The following is a 19924-nucleotide window of genomic DNA, read 5'->3' as shown; positions in this document are numbered from 1 at the left end:
GGTGACGTTCCAGACGACGTGGTAGCCGACGTAAATCGCCAGCACGAAGATGATCAGGTTGATGACGGTGTGGTTGATGACTTCCATCGCCGCTCTCCTTTATGCCTTGCGTGCGACTTCGCCGTCACGAGCCAACAACGTGGCCGCGACGATGTCGTCTGCGAGATCGATGTTCAGGGCGCCTTCCTTGGTGATGATCAGCTTCAGGAAGTCGAGCAGGTTGCGTGCGTAGAGCGACGACGCGTCGGCAGGTACCATCGAAGCCAGATTCGTATAGCCGACGATCTGCACGCCGTTATCGGTCACGACGACCTCATCCGGTTCGGTAAGCGGACAATTGCCGCCACGGTGCCCGTCAATGACAGGGCCGCGCCCCGCAGCGAGGTCGACAATCACTGAGCCTGCCTTCATCGCCTGCACCGTATCCACGGAGATCAATGTCGGTGCGGGACGACCCGGAATAAGCGCAGTCGAGATCACGATGTCTGCCTGTTTGGCTCGTTCATGCACGAGCGCCGACTGACGGGCGAGCCACGAAGGCGGCATCGGCCGCGCATAACCGCCTACACCCTCCGCCGCTTCGCGCTCCTCATCGGTCTCGTAGGGCACGTCGATAAACTTCGCACCGAGCGATTCGATCTGCTCCCTAACCGCGGGACGCACATCGGAGGCTTCCACCACCGCACCGAGGCGCTTTGCCGTCGCAATTGCCTGCAAGCCCGCAACACCTACGCCAAGAATCAGTACGCGCGCAGCCTTCACGGTGCCGGCTGCCGTCATCAGCATCGGCATGAAGCGCGGATAATAGTGCGCGGCAATCAGCACGGCCTTATAACCGGCGATGTTGGCCTGTGACGACAGCACGTCAAGACTCTGCGCGCGGGTGGTGCGCGGCGCGGCTTCCAGCGCGAACGCGGTCACCCCTGCTGCTGCGAGCCGCTCAGCGTTTTCCGCGTTGAACGGATCGAGCATGCCCGCCAGCACTGCACCGGGTTTCATCAACGGCAATTCAGCGGCTGTCGGCGAAGCGACCTTCAATACGATCTGTGCGCCATAAGCCGCAGCCGCGTCGCCAATCTGCGCACCCGCATTCCGGTATGCATCGTCCGTGTAATGCGCGCATTCACCGGCACCGGCTTCGACTGTCACGCCGTGCCCTTGAGCGACGAGTTTTTTGACCGTCTCAGGCGTTGCGGCAACCAATGCTTTGCGATCTCCCAACTCAGCGGGAATTCCAATCTGCATGTCCAACCTCACATTGCGCCTGTCTGCGCGATACAGTTTTCACACTGGCGATTCAAATCACCAGCCTGCGGTCACGGGCGCCGATAGTGGCAGCGCGCGCAACATCTGCCGAACCAACGCCCGCCGCGTTACGGTCACACCTGCGGTCAGAATAGATGTCGGATGCCGAACTCCACGCCGAGCTGATTCGACCCGGGATGCGGAGCCGCCGGGACCGCACTTGAGGCCGACACCGAGTAGATGCCCTCTTTTCCGCTGTTCTTCATGTAGGCGAATACACCGTAAAGCGCGGTCCGCTTGCTAAGGTTGTAGTTGGCCCGCAGGGTGCCCATCGTGCCGTCGGCGTCGTAGGTGCTGTCAAGGATGTGCGAGACCTGCGCATCGAAGACCCACGCGCCGTAGGGCACCGAGGCACCGAGGTATTCGATATCGGTTTTGGCCGACCGTGTGTCGCCCTCGACCAGCCGGTGCAGCCATCCCGCGCCCACACGCACCGAGCTGATATCCACGTGCGCAGCCAATTGGTAGCGTCGGTCGGTATCGCTGGACTTCGTGAAAGCAATACCTGCCGCACCCGGCACGACGGTGATGGCCGTCGCGCCTGCACCGCCGCGCTGCTCGTCGTAGGTCACAGCCGCGCCCCATGCGTTGCCGTCGTACTTGAGCATTGCCGAGATCGCGCGACAGGCAAGGAAGTCATTGCCCGTCTGACCCGGGCAATTTCCCACCGCACTCGAATCGCGCCCGGTCGAATAGCTCGCGCCGATAGTGACCCCGGAAAACGTGCCCATGTAAACCACGTCGTTATCGAAGCGCGCGGCAAGCAGATAAGAATCGAGCGATGCGAGGCCACCGAATCCGCCCGAGCCGATAATGTTCGACTCGGTCATGGCCCAGTTCGTCATGCTGTACTGTCGGCCAAACGTGAGTTGCCCCCAAGGGCCGCTCAAACCGACGTAAGACTGCCGGCCGAATAGCCGGCCGCCCTGTTGAAGCGCACCGTTCGACGCCGAGAATCCGCTTTCGAGCGTGAAGACCGCTTTCAAGCCGCCGCCAAGATCCTCTGCTCCTCGCAATCCCCAGCGCGACGGCACGTCTCCCCCGCCGATCACGGGCATTCGTGCAACGGAACCGCCCGTGGGCGTGGCGTGCGTGAAATACTCGACGCCCGTATCAACGATCCCATACAGCGTTACCGAGCTTTGCGCAAACGCAGGCGCCGATACGATGGCTGCCGCCATTGCCGCCGCTGCCGTCGCAACAGTTGTCTTCTTCATCTGATCTCCTCCTTTTCCCAGCCGTTTTTTATTCATTTATCAATTCGGATACCGAATTAATTTAAATTCTATTCATCCTGTCGTTTATCCCAGCCGGTCGCCTGCCGATCCGGCGATCCGGCGATCCGGCGATCCGGCGGTCCGACGAAGCGTTAGACTGGCGCTTCTCCCTCCAGCGTGATGCGGTTCAACACACGTTCAGTTTCGCCATAATCGTGCACGGCATAGTGCATCGTGCAACGGTTGTCCCACATCACGACATCTCCCACCTGCCACATGTGGCGGTAAATGTTGTCGGGCGTCGTGGAGTGTTCGTACAGGAAGTCGAGCAATGGCCGGCTCTCGGCAACCGTCATTCCCTCGATCTGCTGCGCGGTCTCGGGATGGCCGACGTAAAGTGCCTTGCGGTGAGTCTCCGGATGGGTGCGGACGATCGGATGCACCGCCGACGGAATCGTGTCGATACCTCTCATCCGTGCGAGCCGCAGCCCTGTGAATCGTGCGCGCAAGCCCTCGAGCATGCGCTGCATGGCCGGCGACAGGCGCTCGTAGGAAACGTACTGATTGCACCACATCGTGTCGCCGCCATGCGGCACAACGACGGCCGAGAGGATCGAGATCTTCGGCGGAACGGCTGTATAGATCGAGTCGGAATGCCACGCTTCCGTCGATGCTGTCTCCTTGGGAATCTTCGTGACCTGGATCAGACCAGGAAAGCCTGGCACCGATGGGTCCAACGGGTTGTTTTGCGCAGGGTTGCCCCAAAGTCTGGCGAACTCGACGTGCGCCCCAGGTTGCAGGAACTGCCTGCGGTAGACCAGTACGCCGTACTCGAGAAAAGCGCGATGCAGCACTTCAAACACATCGCGAGTGATGGGTTCGTTCAGGTTGACGCCTTCGACCAGCCCGCCGACCGAGCCGGTCAACGGAGTAATTTGGATGCTCATTAAAGTCTCCTGTTAATCGATATCGTTGGTCTGAGCGAACTTATGGGACTGTCAGCACGATCTTCCCGACGTGCTGATCGAGTTGCATGTACGCGTGCGCTTCTGCAATCTCGTCGATCGCAAACGTACGATCTATCGGCAGCCGGATGCGGCCCGCCTCGAGAAACGGCAGCATGTCGCGCGCGCACGCCTGGATACATTCGAGCCGTTCCTGCTCTGTACGCGTGCGGAACGTCACGCCGATCAGCTTCAGGCGTTTGAGCCATAGCTTTGCCAGGTCGATCTGGGCGGTCGCTGAGCCAAGACGCGCGATATTGACGAGTCGCCCCTTGACCGCGAGGCTGTCCATATTCGCCTCGAATACCGGGCCACCCACGGTGTCGATGATCACGTCGACACCGCGCTTGTCGGTTGCGGCCATCACGACCTCGAGCTGCGAGTCGCGCGACGAGTCGATGCCGACATCGACGCCGAACTGGCTGAGCTTGTCGAGCTTCGCCGCGGAGCGGGATGTCGCGATCACGGGCTTCGCGCCCAGCAAGGAGGCAATCTGGATCGCCGCCATTGCCACGCCCCCCGACGCGCCATTGACCAGAATCGACTCGCCCTTGCGAAGCTCCCCGTTTGTCACGACCGCGTCGTGCGCGGTGATAAACACGTTGGGGAAAGCGGCCGCGTCGACCCATGAGAGGTTTTCCGGTACCGGCATCAGCGCAAGCGGGTCCATGACAACGTATTCCGCCTGACAGCCCTTGCCGTGGCCCATCACGCGGTCACCTTCGCGCCATCGTGTGACCCCTTCGCCAACCTGCGCCACCTCGCCAGCCAGCTCGACGCCTGCGGTAATCGTGTTACCCGAACGGAGTTCGCGCGCCTGGTTGATCTCGCCGCGATTCAGCCCCGCGGCACGAACCCTGACGAGCACCTGTCCAGCCCCGACCTGCGGCACGGGGATGTCCTGCAATTCGACTTTGCCGCCTTGCAGCGTCGGCACTACTCGCACTGCTTTCACTGTTGTCTCCTCCTTTGAATATGGGCTGTTTCTCGTGCCAATCAGCCGCCTGCCGTCGCCTTGAGACGAATCACCGATAACAACTCACGTGCACGGTCCACGGCGGCCCCGGCACCAGGCATATTGCCGCGCACGAATGCCGGGCGCAGGTCCTCGATTTCGGACAGCGCGCGAACCATCTCCTCGTTTGCCACGCACAGCTTCCGATACGCGTTGACCGTGAGGAGATACGTGTGAAAGACGTCGCTGGCCTGCTCCGTCGCGCCCATGCGGTGCAACGCGGCGTTCAGCCAATGCGTGCCGGCCAGCATCGCCGCTTCGATCTGCATCTCGACGTCTTCCGCACTGCATTTGCGCAGCGAGCGCTCGATGCGCCCGGCGGCGGCGATGTGTTGTTCAATGTTCATGCAACGCTCCTTCCATCCGTTCATTCAACAGACGAAAACACACCCGCAAGGCCTTGTCGCATTCCTCCACGATCGCGGCCGTCGGTGCGACACCCTCGCGCACACAGGGGTCGCGATGCTGCTCCACGACTTCCATCAGATGCATCATCGACGCGATGTCTTCGGGCACGGGCGCCTCGACAACAGGCCGACCCACATGCAGCACATCCCCTAAAGGACGAAAGGCAGCTTGCAACGTGCCATCCGGCTGGGGAACGAGGTAAACCCCTGGCTGCGCGACGTAGACGTCGTCGGCAGCGGTGATCCCCGCATGGTGCAGTGCTGCATTGACGGCATGGGTGCCGCCCGTCATACCGGCCCAGAACCACAACTCGAAATCGTCCAGCGGATCGAAGCGCGCACGCAGCGCTTCCAGTCTGGCGATCTTCTCCAGATGCGACTTCACGTTCATCGGAAATCTCCTTGTCCGTACGCCCACAGCGTTGCATTGCGTGTTTTGGAAGATAGACGGCGGTCACCCACAAGTCAACAACTTCTATATAGGAGTAATTAGAAACACCTATATAGGACATTCGGTACCCGCTCTATTCTGTGGCTCATGGATTAAGGAATAATCGGCTTGACTAACCATGCGCCGGATCCTAAATTTAGATCAACACCTGTATAGGAGTAAAACAATGCCCCGTGCGATCGTGCTCAACCCGTCAGACAATGTCGCCACACTGATCGATCCCGGAAGGGTCGGCGACATCTGCGTTCTTCAGGGTGAACGCTCAGGTGAAGTCACGCTGTGGCAGGACGTGCCATTCGGCCACAAGGTCTGCATTGCGCAGACCTCTGGTGGCGCGGCAATCCTCAAATACGGCCAGGTCATCGGCACCGCTCGCACGTCGCTGACAGTCGGCGAACATGCACATGTACACAACATCGACTCGACCCGCGCACGCGGCGATCTGAATACAAGGTAAGCAGATGAAAACATTTCTCGGTTACCGACGCGCAAATGGCACCGTCGGCGTGCGCAACTGGGTCGCCATCATTTCCGTCATGGACAATTGCAACCCGGTGACCCGGACGATTGCCAGCTCGGTCGATGGCACGATTCCTGTCACCACGCTGTTCGTGCGGGGCCAATACGGTGCGGATCTCGACTTCGCGTACGAGTCGCTCGCCGGTCTCGGACGTAATCCCAACATTGCTGCCGTCCTCGTTGTCGGGCTCGAGGAATCGTCGACAGAGGACGTCGCTTCACGCATACGCGACACCGGCAAGCCCGTCGACACCGTACACCTCCAGCCGCACGGCACCATTCACTGCATTGCCGAAGGCACACGCAAGGCGTCGCGGCTCTCGATCGCCGCCTCGAGCCTGCGGCGCGAACCGTGCCCGATGTCGGAACTCATCGTGGGCGTCGAGTGTGGCGGCTCCGATACGACGTCCGGTCTCAGTTGCAATCCGACCATTGGGCGAATGGCGGACCGTTTGATTGCGGAAGGCGGCACTGTCATCATTTCTGAAACGTCGGAGTTCATCGGCGCGGAACATCTGTTCGCCGCGCGGGCAGCAGATGAATCCGTCAGAGCGGCGTTCGTCGACGCGGTCAAGAAAATGGAACACGCCGCGATTGTGCGCGGCGTGGACATGCGCGAGTCCCAACCGTCGCCGGATAACAAGCGCGGCGGGCTGACTACCGTCGAGGAAAAAGCGCTTGGCGCGATGGCTAAGGCCGGTTCGACTCCACTTGTCGGCGTGCTTAGATACGGCGAGGCGCCCCGCCGCAAAGGACTTCATTTCATGGACGCGCCTGCCGCGGCCGTCGAAAACCTGACCGCGCTCGCCGCCGGCGGATGCCAGCTCACGTTTTTCGGCACTGGCGTAGGGAATCCCATCGGCAACATGGTCGCGCCTACGGTCAAGGTGTGTGGCAACATCCATACTCTGCAAACGATGGCGGACAACATCGATTTCGATGCCAGCGGCATTCTCGAACAGGGAATGAAAATTTCGGATCTAGGTGACCGGCTGTATGACTATGCAACGGACGTGGCATCGGGCACGCGTCTCGCCAGCGAAGTGCTCGATGTACGGGAAACTGCCGTCAGCCGGTTTGAACGCAGTCTCTAAGAGAACATGACAAAACTATCCATGGTGTCGGAAGCGATCATCCGGCACATCGAATCCGGATCATTGCGCGAAGGTGACCGCTTGCCCTCCGAGGGCGATCTCGCGGCGAGCCATGGCGTGAGCGTCGGGACGGTCCAGAAAGCACTCGTCCAACTCGTGCACTCCGGGCTCATCACCCGCGAGCAGGGCCGGGGCACGTTCGTGTCGGGCTCGCGCGTTGCGCCCGCCGACGTGCGCTATCTGCGCTTTCGCGATGCGGATGGCAACGACCTCGCCTCCTACGTTCACGCACGCTCGGTCAAGCGGCTGAAACGCAAGGGGCCATGGTCCGAGTTCCTCGGCGGCGACGGATTCGTGCGCATCGAGCGTGTCATCAGCGTGGGCGGCCGGTTCGATCTTTACAGCGAGTTCTGGCTGCGCGAGGAGGATTTCGCCGAGCTTGGCGGCGTGGACCGGGCCGCGCTGGAGAGAAATCTGCGCGAACTCGTCGCCCAACGGCTGTCACTGCCGACGCTGCGGGTAGACCAATGGATCCAGTTCGGCAAGCTGCCAGCCGCAGCGGCGAACGAACTGAGCATCGACCCGAACGAGCCCGGGTTCATCATGGAATTGCGCGGCTACACGCTGCGCAACCGGCCGCTCTACTACCAGTCGATCTATTCCGGGCCGTTTTCCGAACGGCTCGTCATCACGCGAGAGAATGCGCAATGAATGCTCGCCTGCTTCCCGATGCCCTCGAGCACTGGACGTCCGCGGTTTTCGAAACGTGTAATGTGCCACCCGCACAGGCCGCCGAAGCCGCATCGGTGCTGGTTCGCAGCGAACTGCGCGGCTACGGCACGCACGGCATGACACGCCTCGTTTCCTACGTAGAACGGCTGCAGTCAGACGCATTCAACCCGCTGCCCACTATCAGGAACAGGGCTTTCCCCGGTGGCATCGTGGTCGACGCGGACGGCGCGATGGGCCAGTTGGCGGGTCCGTACGCGGTTCGGCTCGGGCTCGACGCGCTGAAGACGAGCGCCTCAGTACTGATCGTCATCCAGGCATGCGGCCATCTGGGCGCGCTCGGCATCCACACGCTGCTCGCCGCCGAGGGCGGCGCCTTCAGCATGATGGGCCAGCACACCCCACCCGCACTCGCGATGGAGGGATTCCGCGGCGCGGCAATCGGACACAACCCGATCGCATTCGGCTGCCCGCGGCCTGGGCGCACACCGATTGTTTTTGACGTAGCCTGCAGCGTCGCTGCGCGTGGACACATCCTCCTTGCCGCACGCGACGACGAGCCGATTCCCGAGGGCTGGGCGCTCGACGCCGAAGGGCAACCGACAACCGATGCGAAGCGCGCACTCGGCGGCTCTCTGCTCCCCATGGGCGGACACAAGGGGATCGGTATCGCAATGATGGTCGAATGCCTGGCGGGTGCGTTGACGGCGGCCGCGCCCGCCCCGCAGCGGCGCGCAGCGATGCAAGGCGCGTTTCTTTGGCTCGTACGGCCTGAACAATACGCTGAGCAGTCGGCTTTCGGAGATTACATGAACGACTGGACCGAGACATACCGTGCAGCAGGCGGCGACGGCGCGCGGCTCCCGGGCGAACGCGGCGACGCGCTGGAGCGGCAGGCACGTGTGGAAGGCGTGACATTGCCCGCGTCCATCGCGAAGGAACTGCGTGCCCTCGGCGATCGCTTACGCGTGAGCTTTCCCGGGTAGGGACCACACGCTCCGGCATCGCGGCGATCCAGCCCAACCATTTAGCCATCCTTATTACAAATATCGACGAGACACTTTCACATGAACGCCCTTCTTACAGAAGCGACCCGCAAGGCCATGGAAGTCGTCACGCTCGACGACAAGTACACGCTGGAAACGGGGCGTGCATTCATGAACGGCACGCAGGCGCTCGTGCGCCTGCCGCTCATGCAACGCCGGCGCGACGAGCAGGCCGGACACAAGACCGCGGCGTTCATCTCAGGCTACCGCGGTTCACCCCTCGGTGGCTACGACCAGGCGCTCTGGCAGGCGAAAAAACTTCTGGCAGAGCAGCATGTCGTATTCAAGCCTGGCGTCAACGAAGAACTCGGTGCCACGGCGGTGTGGGGCTCGCAGCAACTGGAGTTCGACGCGTCCAGCAAAAAGTACGACGGGGTGTTCGGCATCTGGTATGGAAAAGGCCCGGGCGTCGATCGGAGTGCCGACGCGCTCAAGCATGCGAACCTTGCAGGCACCGCGCCGCTCGGCGGCGTGATTGCGCTGGCAGGCGACGATCACGTGTCGAAAAGCAGCACGCTCGCGCATCAGAGCGACCACACTTTCATCGCCTGCGGCCTGCCGGTGTTCTTCCCCGCCAACGTGCAGGACATCCTGGACCTCGGCGTGCACGCGTTCGCGATGAGCCGCTACAGTAGTCTGTGGGCCGGCATGAAGACCGTGCAGGAAGTCGTCGAAGCAGCGTCTTCTGTGCTCACGGATGCCCACCGCATCCAGACCGTGATTCCGAACGACTTCGTGATCCCGCAAGGCGGCATGCATATTCGCTGGCCGGACGATCCGCTCGCGCAGGAAGCGCGCATGATGGAGTACAAGTGGCCTGCCGCGCTTGCGTACATCCGCGCGAACCGCCTGAACCACAACGTCATCGAAGGACCCAATGATCGTTTCGGGATCGTCGCAAGCGGCAAGGCTTATAGCGATACGCGCCAGGCACTACTCGACCTCGGTCTGGACGACGCGCAATGCCGCGCACTCGGCATCCGGTTGCACAAGATCAGCGTCGTGTGGCCGCTCGAATCCACAAGCGTTCGGGAATTCGTGCGCGGTCTGGGCGAAATCCTCGTGGTCGAAGAGAAGCGCCCGCTCGTGGAACAGCAGCTGAAGGACGAGCTCTACCATTACCCCGCCGACTCACGTCCGGTCATTGTCGGCAAATACCATGAAGCCGGCGCGGACCATCCCGGCGGCGAATGGAGCCACCGCGCACCGGGCGAGGACTGGCTGTTACGCGCGAAGGCAGATCTTTCTCCCGCGCAGATCGCGAAGGCCATTGCGGCTCGCCTGAAGCGGCTCGGCGTGCCAGCGGACATCGCGGCGCGCATGGATCGCCGCCTCGCGGAAATCGAGTCCAGAGAGTGCGCAGTCAGTCTGGTCACGGGCGATTCCGAACGGAAACCCTGGTTCTGCCCGGGTTGCCCGCACAACACGAGCACCCGCGTGCCTGAGGGTTCGCAAGCCACAGCGGGTATCGGATGCCACGGCATGGTGACCTGGATGGACCGCTCAACGACTTCGTGGTCACAGATGGGCGGCGAAGGCGTTGCATGGATGGGGCAGGCACCGTTCAGCCGCCGCAACCACATGTTCGCGAACATCGGCGACGGCACTTACAACCATTCTGGCCTGCTTGCCATCCGCCAATCAATCCATGCAGGCGTGAACATCACCTACAAGGTTCTGTTTAACAGCGCAGTCGCGATGACTGGCGGCCAGCCCGTCGACGGCCAGCTCGACGTGCCTGCCATGACCTGCGAGTTGGCGGCCGAGGGCGCCAAACGCATCGTCGTGGTGACGGACGATCCTGACAAATATGCCGGGGCGACCGGCCTGGCAACGGGTGTGACGGTACGGCATCGCGACGAACTCGACGCTGTACAGCGCGAACTTCGGGACGTGCCAGGCGCCACGGTCATCATTTATGACCAGATGTGCGCCACGAAAAAGCGCCGGGAGCGCAAGCGCGGCACGATGCCCGAACCCGACAAGCATGTAGTCATCAACGAACTGGTGTGCGAGGGGTGCGGCGATTGCGGCGTGGAAAGCAACTGTGTTGCGGTCCAGCCGCTCGAAACCGAGTTTGGGCGCAAGCGGCAGATCAATCAGAACACCTGCAACAAAGACTTTTCGTGCGTGAAGGGCTTCTGTCCGAGCTTCGTCACGGTCGAAGGCGGACGGCTTCGGAAGCCCGACGCCGCGCGCAAGGTGACGCTCGCCGACATGCTGCCACTACCGGAACCGCAACTGCCCGATGCCGCCATCGCGTGCCGTATCGTGGTAGCAGGCGTGGGTGGCACCGGGATTGTCACGATCGGCCAGGTGCTTGGAATGGCAGCACATCTCGAAGGCAAGAGCGTGATCACGCAAGACGCGACCGGCATGGCCCAGATGGGCGGTGCGACCTGGAGCCACATCCAGATTGCGGATCAGGACGACGCCTTGCACGCCGCGCGGGTCGATGTGGCGATGGCGGACCTGGTGCTTGCCTGCGATATGGTCGTCGGTTCGCAAAAGTCCACGCTCTCGATGATGCAGCCCGGGCGAACCTTCGTTGTGCTCAACAGCCACGTCACGTCGACGGCCGCGTTCGTGCGCAATCCTGACTGGAAAGCACCCGGCGAAGAGGCTATGGCGGCGATCGCCCGTGGCGTCGCGCCCGGACAGATGGGTGTTTTCGATGCCGAACTGACCGCGACGCAATTGCTCGGGCAGTCGATCTACTCCAATCTGATGCTGCTCGGGTATGCGTGGCAGAAAGGCCGCGTGCCGCTGACACGGGAATCGCTGATGCGTGCAATCGAGCTGAACGGTGTGCAGGTCGACAACAACAAGGCGGCCTTTGAATGGGGACGACACTGCGCGCATGACCTCGCGAGCGTGCCGGTGCGCGACGCCAATGCGCAGGTGATCCAGATCACGAAAAAACCGTCGCTCGATCAACTCATCAGCAAACGTGCCACATTTCTCACGCAGTACCAGAACCCGTCATACGCTGCTCGCTATGAAGCGTTTGTTGCCCAGGCGCGCGACGCGGAATCGCAGTTCGGCAGCCACCGCTTGACCGAAACGGTTGCGCGCTACCTGTTCAAGCTGATGGCGTACAAGGACGAGTATGAAGTTGCGCGCCTGCACACCGACGCCGCGTTCACCGCAAGCGTAGGATCGATGTTCGAGGGCGACGTCCGCCTCGTGCACCACCTGGCACCGCCGCTCTTCGCGAAGCGCAACGCGAATGGTGAACCCGTCAAGCGTCCGTTCGGGTCCTGGGTTCGCCCGGCCTTCCGTGGGCTTGCTGCATTGAAAGTGCTGCGCGGCACCCCGTTCGACCCGTTCGGCCGTACCGAGGAACGTCGCACGGAACGTCGACTCATCAGCGAGTACCGCGCATGCATCGAGGAAGTGCTGAAGGGGCTTACTGAGGACAATCTCACTGTTGCGCTCGAGATTGCCAGCATCCCTGAAGGAATCCGCGGATTCGGTCACGTCAAGGCGCGTAATCTCGCGGCGGCGCGCGTACGGTGGGAGCAACTCATGCAGCGATGGCGCGATCCGGCTTCGCACGCTCAAAACCAGCAGCACGATGTCCTCGATCGGATGCCCCGGTAACACAGCAACATGCCCCGGCCGGGCAAAAACCCTTCGCAGACTCGACCGGCCCGGCACGACGAAAGAAACGCGCGGTCTCGCACCACAACGCGAGCCGCACACCCGGTACCGCATCACCGTTCCAATCCGCCAAAGAGCGGGCAAACACTGGCGCCGCCAGATAATTCAGGAGACATCGATGTCCAACCAACGCAGCGCCTCTCAAGCGCCGGCACGTGCAGGCGCTTCGAGCAGATCCGGATCCCGACCACTCTCCAAACCGGGGACGATCGCCGCGATCACGGTCGGCAGCGGTCTGGAACTGTACGACTCCGTTGTGTACAACTTTTTCGCCACGCTTATTGGGCCGATGTATTTCCCTGTCAGCGACCGATACGGCCAGCTATTGCTATCGTTCGCAGCATTCGGCATCGGTTACGTGATGCGGCCTATTGGCGGACTGGTGATTGGCGCTTATGCGGACCGGGTTGGACGCAAGCCCGCGGTGGTACTCACGCTGTGGCTGATGGCGATCAGCGCAGCGCTTCTCGTGTTGACGCCGACGTACGCCCAGATCGGCCTGTTTGCGCCAATCCTGATGACGATTGCTCGCCTTCTTCAGGGCTTTGCGATCGGCGGCGAGATGGGGCCGGCGAGTGCCATGCTGCTTGAGTACGCAGATGAAAAATCGCGCGGCTTCTATACGAGCTGGCAACCATTCAGCCAGGGGCTCGCAGCAGTATTTGCCGCACTCATCGCGCTGTCGTTGAGCAACGTTCTAACGCCATCGGCGCTAAGCGCCTGGGGCTGGCGGATGGCGTTCGTGATCGGCATTCTCGTGATCCCCATCAGCGTGATAATCCGCAGCCGCCTCGACGAGACGCTCGTGCCGAAGAAGAGGGGAGAGAGTGATGCCGGCTCCACTCGGCAACTGGTGAAGGAGCATTGGCGCGAGTTGCTGGCAAGCGTGCTTCTGATGATTGGTCTCGCGTCCGCCGTGCACGTCGTCGTGTTCTATCTTCCCAATTACGCCGCGATCCAACTGCACATTCCACTGTCCCAGTCGATCTGGGCCGGTTTCGTCGGCTCGCTCATGCTCATGCTTTTCTCGCCATTATCGGGTTGGCTCAGCGATCGTCACGGCCGCCGCACTGTCGTCTGGTGGTCACGCGTGGCGCTACTGATCACGACCTATCCGGCCTTCGCCTTTCTGAATGACCATCCTACATTGCCCTGCCTGCTGGCAGTGACAGCCGCTCTGGCCGTGCCTATGGCGATGACTTCACCTTCAACCCTGGTGCTGGTGAGCGAAGTGCTGCCTCAACGGCTGCGCGCCACGGGCCTGTCGGTCAGCTATTACGCGGCAGTCGTGGTGTTCGGCAGTTTTTCCCAGTTTTCCTCAACGCTGCTGATTCATTTGACCCACGACGCCAATGCACCCGCGTATTACGTCATAGGATGCGGTCTGTTGTCGCTGATCGGCCTGGCGATGGTACGAGAGACGTTGGGCCGCCGACTGAAATAGCCGGTTGCATCATTGGCGTCTGTTCGCAACGCTGCGTGGCTGAGAGGCTCCGCAGCGTTGGCAATTGAGTGGCGAAAGCCTAGCGACTCTTCATTGCCTGAATGACTTGCTTCCATAGCGCCTCGGCCGCAGGTAACAGGCACACGCCTATGCGCTCATGCTGCATCCGTCGCGGTCCTTCACCCGCAGCAAGCCCCGGATGTTCAATCGAAACCGCCATACACGGCCTCGCCTTCGAACAGCGTCAGTTCCACCTCCACCTCTGCCAGCCGATGCGATTCCACCGCGTGCACATTATGTGACAGCACCGCGAGCGACGCAGGGCGGCCGGGCGCGATGTGCCCGGCCTGATCGTCGAAACGCAGACTGAACGCGGCGTGATGCGTGTACGCCTGCATCATCACATCGAGGTTAACGCGCTGCTCCGGGAGAAACACGGGCGCGTCCGGCTGGCCGGCATGCGCGCGGCGCACCGCGTGCTCCATCGCGACCATCGGATTCTGCGTCGAAACGGGCCAGTCCGAGCCGCCCGAGAGCCGCGCGCCGGCCCGAACCAGATCGCCGAATACATATTGCCGCGCGGTGCGCGCATCGCCGACACGTTGCCTGTAAAGCGCCTGCAGGTCCGGTGAGACATCGGCCCAGACACCCTGAACCGAGGCGATCGCGTCGACCTGCGCGAACCGCGCAACATCGGCCTCGTCGATCATCTGAACGTGCGCGAGTTGCGGGCGACGCTCGCGGTCGGGGCGCTCGCACTTCAGCGCGGCGAGCGCGTCCAGCGCCATACGCACGGCGCGATCGCCAATCGTATGGAAGTGCAGATCGAAACCCTCGGCGTCCGCGGTGAACACAGCCTCACGCAACTGTCGCGGGGTCCAGTGCGCATCGCCGTTGTGCATGACGTCCGCATAGGGTTCGAGCAGCGCGCCGGTATGGCTTTCGATCACGCCGTCGATAAAGATCTTCGCCGTATGCAGCCGCAGGCGCCCGCCATCGTAAGCCGCGCGCCATTCGCAGAGCTTGTCGATCTGCGCGCCGAGCGGCAGATTCGGCGACACCAGCAAGCCGAGGCTCACGTTTTCTTTCAATTCTCCGGTATCGCGCGCGTTCGCATAGGCATCCACGAGCCGTTGCCCGGCCATGGCTTCGAACCACCCGGTAATGCCGAACCGATGCGCCTGCTGCTGTGCCTTTCTGAGCGCGAGCGCCGATTCTGCTGGACTCATTTGCGGCAGATGGCGAAACATGGAATACAGCGCCGCCTCGTGCACAACGCCAGTGGGCCGCCCGCCCTCATCGCGCTCGTAGATGCCGCCTTCGGGGTCGGGTGTCGCGGCATCGACGCCCAGCGCACGCAGCGCGGCACTGTTCACGCAGCCCGAGTGGACGTCATGCCCGATCAACATAAGCGGACGATCCGCCACGAGCGTGTCCAGCGCTTCGCTGTGCAGCTTCGATCCCATGGCTTCGAGCGACACATTGCCAGCCATGACCCAGCTCCGCTCAGGATGCTCGCGCGCGCAGCGGCGCACCCCCTGCTCGATGGCCTCGAACGAATCCGCGGTGCCCAGGTCCGCGTCGCAGATCAACTGAAAGCCTTCCACGGGGTGAGCGTGAGAATCGGTAAACGACGGCACGATCATTCGGCCGCGCAGATCGATCGTCTCATGATCCCTGAACACGGCAGGACATACCGAATAAGCGCCGGCCCACGCAATGCGCCCGTCCCGGATGACGACGCAGTCGACGCAGCGTGGATTTGCACCACCGGTGTACACCACGCCGTTGTGCAACGTGCAATTCAGGTAGCGCCGTGCATCATGAACCTGCTGCTGGTGTGTCCTCGGCAAAAGCATCTCGTTCTCCGTTAGTCAGTCATCCATCACATTTCGACTCTAGCGATGGAGGCGTTCCACGTCTGTCCCCGAAAGACGGGACAAGCACGCTGATGCATCCGCTCGTAACAGGGCATTCCAGCATAGGTACGGCGTTTTTGTCGTGATACACCTGGTGTTAGCCGTGCCCTGAAACGAATGGACCCCATGAAGACAGCCCAATCCTCCACCGACATCCAGCTCAGCCAGCTCGTCCTCACGACAGAGGCCCTGAGTCCCGCCGTGGAGGCCGTTGGCTCCGCCCAATTTCTCCCTGCGCTGTACGAGGGTCTCGTGCGATTCGTCGATTTCGATGCGCTGCACCTGGATTACGACCAGAGCTCGCCGGCTGGCCGCCGCGTTGGCTGGATCGGTAGTTTCGGCAAGAATCCGGAGTTGATCCAACAGACGATGGAACTCTATTACCGCAGCTACGCAAACGACGACCCTACCTACGGAGAAGCTAGCCACGGAAAGGAAGTGCAGTTGCTCCAGGTGTCCGCGCAACGGGTCGACGCCGAACTTAGGCGCGCGTTCTTCGACATCGGGGACATTCACGACGAATGTGCCGTCGGCAGCGTCGTGCAGGGAGTGGGGTATGGAATGTCGGTGTGCCGCACACGGCGGTTGCCACCGTTTTCGCTCAAGGAATTGAGCGTCGTCAAGCACCTTGCCACCCTTGTTTTGCCGCTCGCAGCAATGCATAGGCGGCTGGCTGGCCCCACCTCGACAGACGCAGCAACTGCCGGCATTCCAGACAATCTGCTTGCCCAATGGCTTGGGCAATCGCGTGCGAAATTGACGGCGCGCGAGGCGGCCGTATGCTCCGCGTTCATTCAGGGCATGACCACTCAGGCCGTCGCGCAGTCAATGGGTGTGAAGCCTTCTTCGGTCGAAACCTACGCGAAGCGCGCGTTCGCGAAACTCGAGATCGGGTCGCGCAGGCAACTGCTGGCGTCCTTTGTCAAAAGTGTTCCGTTTCGTGACCAGAGCCTGCATGTGTGAGTTGATCCGGTGGCGAAGGGCCACAGGTGTCTCGGACCGTCGGACCCTCGAACCCTTTAACGCTGCAACGCCGTGCGCGTTCCTGTCGCACGCAGCGAATAATTGACTGCGGCGGCGGTGACGACATTGGCGATCAGGCAGGGCAAACCGGGATTGATACCACCCAGACTGAACTTGCAGAGATAGAAAGTGACCGCAAGGCATTGCCCAACGAGAATACCGGCTGTCACCGCTACCGGTCTGACGCGCAGCGAAAAAAGCACCACGATCAGACCCGGAAAGAACTGACCCACACCGTAATACGTCGTGTTGATCAGCGTGAGCATCAACGTCGGCGTCGCCGAGGTCATAACGATCGATGCGGCGAGATAGAGCACGATAACCATCTTCGCGGCCGACTTCTGCCGTTGTCCGGACAGCGTCGGCAACAGATTGCGGCTTACGATAGGCCCAATCGCCAGACACATGCCTGTCAGGACGAGCAACCCGGAGAGTGCTGCAGCCGCCGCGACAAGACCGAGGAGCCACGAAGGGAGCAAATCGTTCGCTGCGACGAAGAACGCTTCATTCGCCGAGTTCAGGTGATAGTGCTGGCTAATCGCGTAGTACGAAGCGACGACCAGAAACGGATACATCAGCATGTACAGCGGCATGGCGATCTGGGTGCGCCGGATGGTGTTGCTGCTCTTCGCCGTAAAGAAGATCTGCACACCGAAAGGCATCACCATGAAGCCAAGCGACTGGAACAGAATTGTGCTCATCGCGAACCGCAACTGTTCGGCATTCATCCGGTTGCTGACTTGCACGCTCGCCTCGTGGAACACCGTCGTCACCCCAACCTTTTGCGCGACGGCAACGCCGGTCACCACGATGGCAACGACCATCAGGATATCTTTCAGCACGGCGACGTAGGCAGAGGATCGTATCCCCGCGATCATGATATAGGCGAACGCGAGCGCAGCCGCGATCATGACCAGATGGAGCGGATCGAATTGCCAGCCGAGCCCCCGGAACGCCGCCACCAGTCCGGTGAATTGCAGTTGCGCCATCGGCAGCAGGAACAGGATCGAGGACAACGCAACGACGACCTCTATCGTGCGGTTCTGAAAATAGCCCTTGAACAGATCCGGCAGCGTGATCGCATTGAAACGCTTGCCCGCTTCCCAGATTTTCGGGCCAAGGAAATAGCCCAGCGGGTAGGCAAGCAGGATATAACCCAGGAACCAGATGCCATAGGTCGGTCCCTTGGCATAGATACCGCCCGCAAAGCCCACCATGGTCGCCACGCTGTAGATCTCCCCTGCCGCCAGGAAAAATACAAGGAACGTGCCGAACTGGCGCGACGCGACAAAGAAGTCGTGGACGCTCTGCGCGCCCCCGCCCTGCCGCGCGCGCAGAGCAAGGACGAACGACAGAAGAATGAAGCCGGCGAATACGGCGGTTGACATGCAGGTGCTCCCGTCAAATCAGGCGTCGTGTGAAGCGGCGTCGCCGGCATGCCTGTCGAAACAATGCCAGCAGACGAACAGGCAGATGGATGTCAGTCCGAACCAGAGGAACATCCAGGCGTAGATGAGGGGCATGCCCATCACGTCAACATCGGTGGAGGCGATCCAGGGCAGCAGCCCCAGAACGCCGATGTAGGGCAACCCCAGGCCGATCAGGACCTTGATCATCGGGTCAGCCCGCGCGATGCGCCGTATCGTTTGCCGGATCGATCGGCGCAAATACGCCGGCACGCGCTTCGATAGCCTCGCCTGCGGCGAGGCAAAGTGCGTCTTCAAAGCGACCGGCCACGATTTGCACGCCTGCCGGCACCCCTTCGCGCACCGGCGTCGGCACGGAGAGCCCCGGCAAACCGAGAATGGCCGTTGCGAGCAGCGGACCCTGTGCTTCGAGGATGCGGCGCATTGCGTCGTCGCCGTTCTGATCCGCATCGATTGCGAACGGGCGTTGACTTGAAACCGGCATCAACAGAAGCGGATAGCGCTCAAAGAACGCCTGCCACTCACGCAGCAATCCGGTGCGTTGCGAGAGGCCGTTCATGTAGCCAGACAGATCGAGTGGCGGCGCGATGCGGCGCTGGCTGCCGAATGCTGTGCGCAATGCATTGTCGCCGTAGGCCTGAATAGTCTCCTCGAGCCCGCTCAGCGCTTCATTGGTGACCAGCTTCAGCCACAGTTCGCACGCTTCGTCGAAGCGCGGCGGCACCACCTCTTCAACCACACAGCCGGCATCTTCCAGCCAGGCCGCAGCCTGACGGACGGCCTTGACGACGATGTCGTCCGTGGGGATGCCCGGCAGGCGCGCGCAGACCGCAACACGCGTGGGAAACAACGTCGCCTTGCCGACGGGTGCCACCGGTGCCGACCAGACATCGCGCCGATCCGGCGCCTCCATGGCCGCCAACGCAAGCCGCAGGTCGCCGACCGTGCGCGCAAGCGGACCCTGAACCGATGCGAGCTGAACCGCGAGTGTCCGGTCACGGCTTTGCGTCGCATTGTAGGCAGGGACTCGCCCCGTGGAAGGCCGCAGTCCTGCCACACCGCACGCATAAGCAGGATACCGAATCGATCCACCAAGGTCGTTGCCGTGCGCGATCGTACCGATGCCCGCTGCCACAGCAGCCGCAGCGCCGCCGCTGGATCCGCCCGGCGTCAGGCCGGCGTCCCACGGGTTCAGCGTTCGGCCATAGAGATCGTTGTCGGTAAACCACCGGTACGAAAACGCCGGCGCATTGCTGCGCCCGATGATGATGGCACCGGCCTTGCGCAGGTTCGCCACGACGGGGCTGTCGTCGCGAGCGACGAGATCCTTGAATGCGGTGACACCGTTGGTCGTCGCAAAACCTGCCATATCGACGTTCACCTTGACCGTGACCGGGACGCCGTGCAACAGGCCAGGCGATTCGCCGCGGCTGATGGCGGCGTCGGCCGCCGCGGCGGCCTCGAGGGCGCTGTCGGCGAGCACGTCGACAATCGCGTTGATGCGCGGATTAACTTCCTCCATCCGCTTCAGGCTGCTCTGGACAAGCTCCTTCGACGATACGTCGCGACGGGCGACGAGGGCTGCCATTTCAGTTGCGCTCAGGCGCCACAATTCCTGGTTCATTTGTGCTCCTCCATGCTTTCTATGTCGTTTGAATCTG

17 protein-coding genes and 1 pseudogene are annotated in these 19924 nt (G+C 62.0%); 7 read left to right on the top strand and 11 right to left on the bottom strand.

Going from position 1 to position 19924, the window contains the following annotated elements:
• The 7 genes and pseudogenes from PQQ96_RS14930 to PQQ96_RS14900 form a co-directional block, all read right to left on the bottom strand.
• Positions 1-87 (bottom strand): annotated as a pseudogene (locus PQQ96_RS14930) (NAD(P) transhydrogenase subunit alpha); the annotation flags it as partial.
• A 12-nt stretch (positions 88-99) separates the two neighbouring features.
• A complete protein-coding gene (locus PQQ96_RS14925) occupies positions 100-1245 on the bottom strand; it encodes a Re/Si-specific NAD(P)(+) transhydrogenase subunit alpha (RefSeq protein WP_408292890.1) in 1146 nt (381 codons plus the stop codon).
• A 146-nt stretch (positions 1246-1391) separates the two neighbouring features.
• Entirely contained in the window at positions 1392-2522 is a 1131-nt protein-coding gene (locus PQQ96_RS14920) for a porin (RefSeq protein ID WP_408292887.1), read from the bottom strand.
• A gap of 152 nt (positions 2523-2674) precedes the next feature.
• On the bottom strand, positions 2675-3469 hold the full coding sequence (locus PQQ96_RS14915; RefSeq protein ID WP_408292884.1) for a TauD/TfdA dioxygenase family protein: 795 nt from the start codon (positions 3467-3469) through the stop codon (positions 2675-2677).
• 40 nt (positions 3470-3509) lie between these two features.
• The gene (locus PQQ96_RS14910) at positions 3510-4481 is read right to left on the bottom strand and encodes a zinc-binding dehydrogenase (RefSeq protein ID WP_408292882.1); all 972 of its coding nucleotides are present in this window, start codon (positions 4479-4481) and stop codon (positions 3510-3512) included.
• 41 nt (positions 4482-4522) lie between these two features.
• Positions 4523-4888, bottom strand: a complete 366-nt coding sequence (locus PQQ96_RS14905; RefSeq protein WP_408292880.1) for a hypothetical protein — start codon at positions 4886-4888, stop codon at positions 4523-4525.
• Positions 4878-5339, bottom strand: a complete 462-nt coding sequence (locus tag PQQ96_RS14900; RefSeq protein ID WP_408292878.1) for a hypothetical protein — start codon at positions 5337-5339, stop codon at positions 4878-4880. Before PQQ96_RS14900 ends, PQQ96_RS14905 begins: the two co-directional genes overlap by 11 nt.
• Positions 5340-5565: 226 nt before the next feature.
• Between PQQ96_RS14900 and PQQ96_RS14895 the strand changes: the two genes are divergently transcribed.
• The 6 genes from PQQ96_RS14895 to PQQ96_RS14870 all read left to right on the top strand — a co-directional run bounded on the left by PQQ96_RS14895 (position 5566) and on the right by PQQ96_RS14870 (position 13894).
• Positions 5566-5856 carry a UxaA family hydrolase gene (locus tag PQQ96_RS14895; protein WP_408292875.1) on the top strand — a complete coding sequence of 97 codons (291 nt, stop codon included), beginning with the start codon at positions 5566-5568 and terminating at the stop codon, positions 5854-5856.
• Between the two features lie 4 nt (positions 5857-5860).
• Positions 5861-7012 carry a UxaA family hydrolase gene (locus PQQ96_RS14890; RefSeq protein ID WP_408292872.1) on the top strand — a complete coding sequence of 384 codons (1152 nt, stop codon included), beginning with the start codon at positions 5861-5863 and terminating at the stop codon, positions 7010-7012.
• A gap of 6 nt (positions 7013-7018) precedes the next feature.
• Entirely contained in the window at positions 7019-7723 is a 705-nt protein-coding gene (locus PQQ96_RS14885) for a GntR family transcriptional regulator (RefSeq protein WP_408292870.1), read from the top strand.
• Complete coding sequence (locus PQQ96_RS14880) at positions 7720-8727, top strand: Ldh family oxidoreductase (protein ID WP_408292867.1); 1008 nt, start codon at positions 7720-7722, stop codon at positions 8725-8727. The genes PQQ96_RS14885 and PQQ96_RS14880 overlap by 4 nt, the downstream gene beginning before the upstream one ends.
• 81 nt (positions 8728-8808) lie before the next feature.
• Positions 8809-12390, top strand: coding sequence for an indolepyruvate ferredoxin oxidoreductase family protein (locus PQQ96_RS14875; RefSeq protein WP_408292864.1), 3582 nt, complete (start codon positions 8809-8811; stop codon positions 12388-12390).
• Between the two features lie 178 nt (positions 12391-12568).
• On the top strand, positions 12569-13894 hold the full coding sequence (locus tag PQQ96_RS14870; protein ID WP_408292902.1) for an MFS transporter: 1326 nt from the start codon (positions 12569-12571) through the stop codon (positions 13892-13894).
• Between the two features lie 203 nt (positions 13895-14097).
• On the opposite strand, the gene PQQ96_RS14865 is transcribed toward PQQ96_RS14870, so the two are convergent.
• Positions 14098-15753: an amidohydrolase gene (locus PQQ96_RS14865; protein WP_408292861.1), complete on the bottom strand. Its 1656-nt coding sequence runs from the start codon at positions 15751-15753 to the stop codon at positions 14098-14100.
• Positions 15754-15939: 186 nt separating this feature from the next.
• On the opposite strand from PQQ96_RS14865, the gene PQQ96_RS14860 reads away from it, so the two are divergent.
• Complete coding sequence (locus PQQ96_RS14860; protein ID WP_408292859.1) at positions 15940-16776, top strand: helix-turn-helix transcriptional regulator; 837 nt, start codon at positions 15940-15942, stop codon at positions 16774-16776.
• A gap of 56 nt (positions 16777-16832) precedes the next feature.
• On the opposite strand, the gene PQQ96_RS14855 is transcribed toward PQQ96_RS14860, so the two are convergent.
• The 3 genes from PQQ96_RS14855 to PQQ96_RS14845 are packed head-to-tail and all read right to left on the bottom strand — an operon-like array spanning position 16833 to position 19887.
• Positions 16833-18224 carry a sodium:solute symporter family protein gene (locus PQQ96_RS14855; RefSeq protein ID WP_408292856.1) on the bottom strand — a complete coding sequence of 464 codons (1392 nt, stop codon included), beginning with the start codon at positions 18222-18224 and terminating at the stop codon, positions 16833-16835.
• Positions 18225-18242: 18 nt separating this feature from the next.
• On the bottom strand, positions 18243-18452 hold the full coding sequence (locus PQQ96_RS14850; RefSeq protein ID WP_408292854.1) for a DUF3311 domain-containing protein: 210 nt from the start codon (positions 18450-18452) through the stop codon (positions 18243-18245).
• Between the two features lie 4 nt (positions 18453-18456).
• Positions 18457-19887 (bottom strand): amidase family protein, encoded by a 1431-nt coding sequence (locus tag PQQ96_RS14845; protein WP_408292851.1) that lies wholly within the window; start codon positions 19885-19887, stop codon positions 18457-18459.
• Between the last annotated feature and the right edge of the window lie 37 nt (positions 19888-19924).

The sequence above is a fragment of the Paraburkholderia sediminicola genome (assembly GCF_046027825.1).
GTDB classification, from domain to species: domain Bacteria; phylum Pseudomonadota; class Gammaproteobacteria; order Burkholderiales; family Burkholderiaceae; genus Paraburkholderia; species Paraburkholderia sediminicola_D.
Note: the sequence above shows the minus strand (reverse complement) of the source record. Positions and strands in the feature narration are given on the sequence as shown.

What these genes read in the sequence shown, in the direction of transcription:
- PQQ96_RS14925 (WP_408292890.1), bottom strand. Translation starts at nt 1,245, where the DNA reads ATGCAGATTGGAATTCCCGCTGAGTTGGGAGATCGCAAAGCATTGGTT.
- PQQ96_RS14920 (WP_408292887.1), bottom strand. Translation starts at nt 2,522, where the DNA reads ATGAAGAAGACAACTGTTGCGACGGCAGCGGCGGCAATGGCGGCAGCC.
- PQQ96_RS14915 (WP_408292884.1), bottom strand. Translation starts at nt 3,469, where the DNA reads ATGAGCATCCAAATTACTCCGTTGACCGGCTCGGTCGGCGGGCTGGTC.
- PQQ96_RS14905 (WP_408292880.1), bottom strand. Translation starts at nt 4,888, where the DNA reads ATGAACATTGAACAACACATCGCCGCCGCCGGGCGCATCGAGCGCTCG.
- PQQ96_RS14900 (WP_408292878.1), bottom strand. Translation starts at nt 5,339, where the DNA reads ATGAACGTGAAGTCGCATCTGGAGAAGATCGCCAGACTGGAAGCGCTG.
- PQQ96_RS14895 (WP_408292875.1), top strand. Translation starts at nt 5,566, where the DNA reads ATGCCCCGTGCGATCGTGCTCAACCCGTCAGACAATGTCGCCACACTG.
- PQQ96_RS14890 (WP_408292872.1), top strand. Translation starts at nt 5,861, where the DNA reads ATGAAAACATTTCTCGGTTACCGACGCGCAAATGGCACCGTCGGCGTG.
- PQQ96_RS14885 (WP_408292870.1), top strand. Translation starts at nt 7,019, where the DNA reads ATGACAAAACTATCCATGGTGTCGGAAGCGATCATCCGGCACATCGAA.
- PQQ96_RS14880 (WP_408292867.1), top strand. Translation starts at nt 7,720, where the DNA reads ATGAATGCTCGCCTGCTTCCCGATGCCCTCGAGCACTGGACGTCCGCG.
- PQQ96_RS14875 (WP_408292864.1), top strand. Translation starts at nt 8,809, where the DNA reads ATGAACGCCCTTCTTACAGAAGCGACCCGCAAGGCCATGGAAGTCGTC.
- PQQ96_RS14870 (WP_408292902.1), top strand. Translation starts at nt 12,569, where the DNA reads ATGTCCAACCAACGCAGCGCCTCTCAAGCGCCGGCACGTGCAGGCGCT.
- PQQ96_RS14865 (WP_408292861.1), bottom strand. Translation starts at nt 15,753, where the DNA reads ATGCTTTTGCCGAGGACACACCAGCAGCAGGTTCATGATGCACGGCGC.
- PQQ96_RS14860 (WP_408292859.1), top strand. Translation starts at nt 15,940, where the DNA reads ATGAAGACAGCCCAATCCTCCACCGACATCCAGCTCAGCCAGCTCGTC.
- PQQ96_RS14855 (WP_408292856.1), bottom strand. Translation starts at nt 18,224, where the DNA reads ATGTCAACCGCCGTATTCGCCGGCTTCATTCTTCTGTCGTTCGTCCTT.
- PQQ96_RS14850 (WP_408292854.1), bottom strand. Translation starts at nt 18,452, where the DNA reads ATGATCAAGGTCCTGATCGGCCTGGGGTTGCCCTACATCGGCGTTCTG.
- PQQ96_RS14845 (WP_408292851.1), bottom strand. Translation starts at nt 19,887, where the DNA reads ATGAACCAGGAATTGTGGCGCCTGAGCGCAACTGAAATGGCAGCCCTC.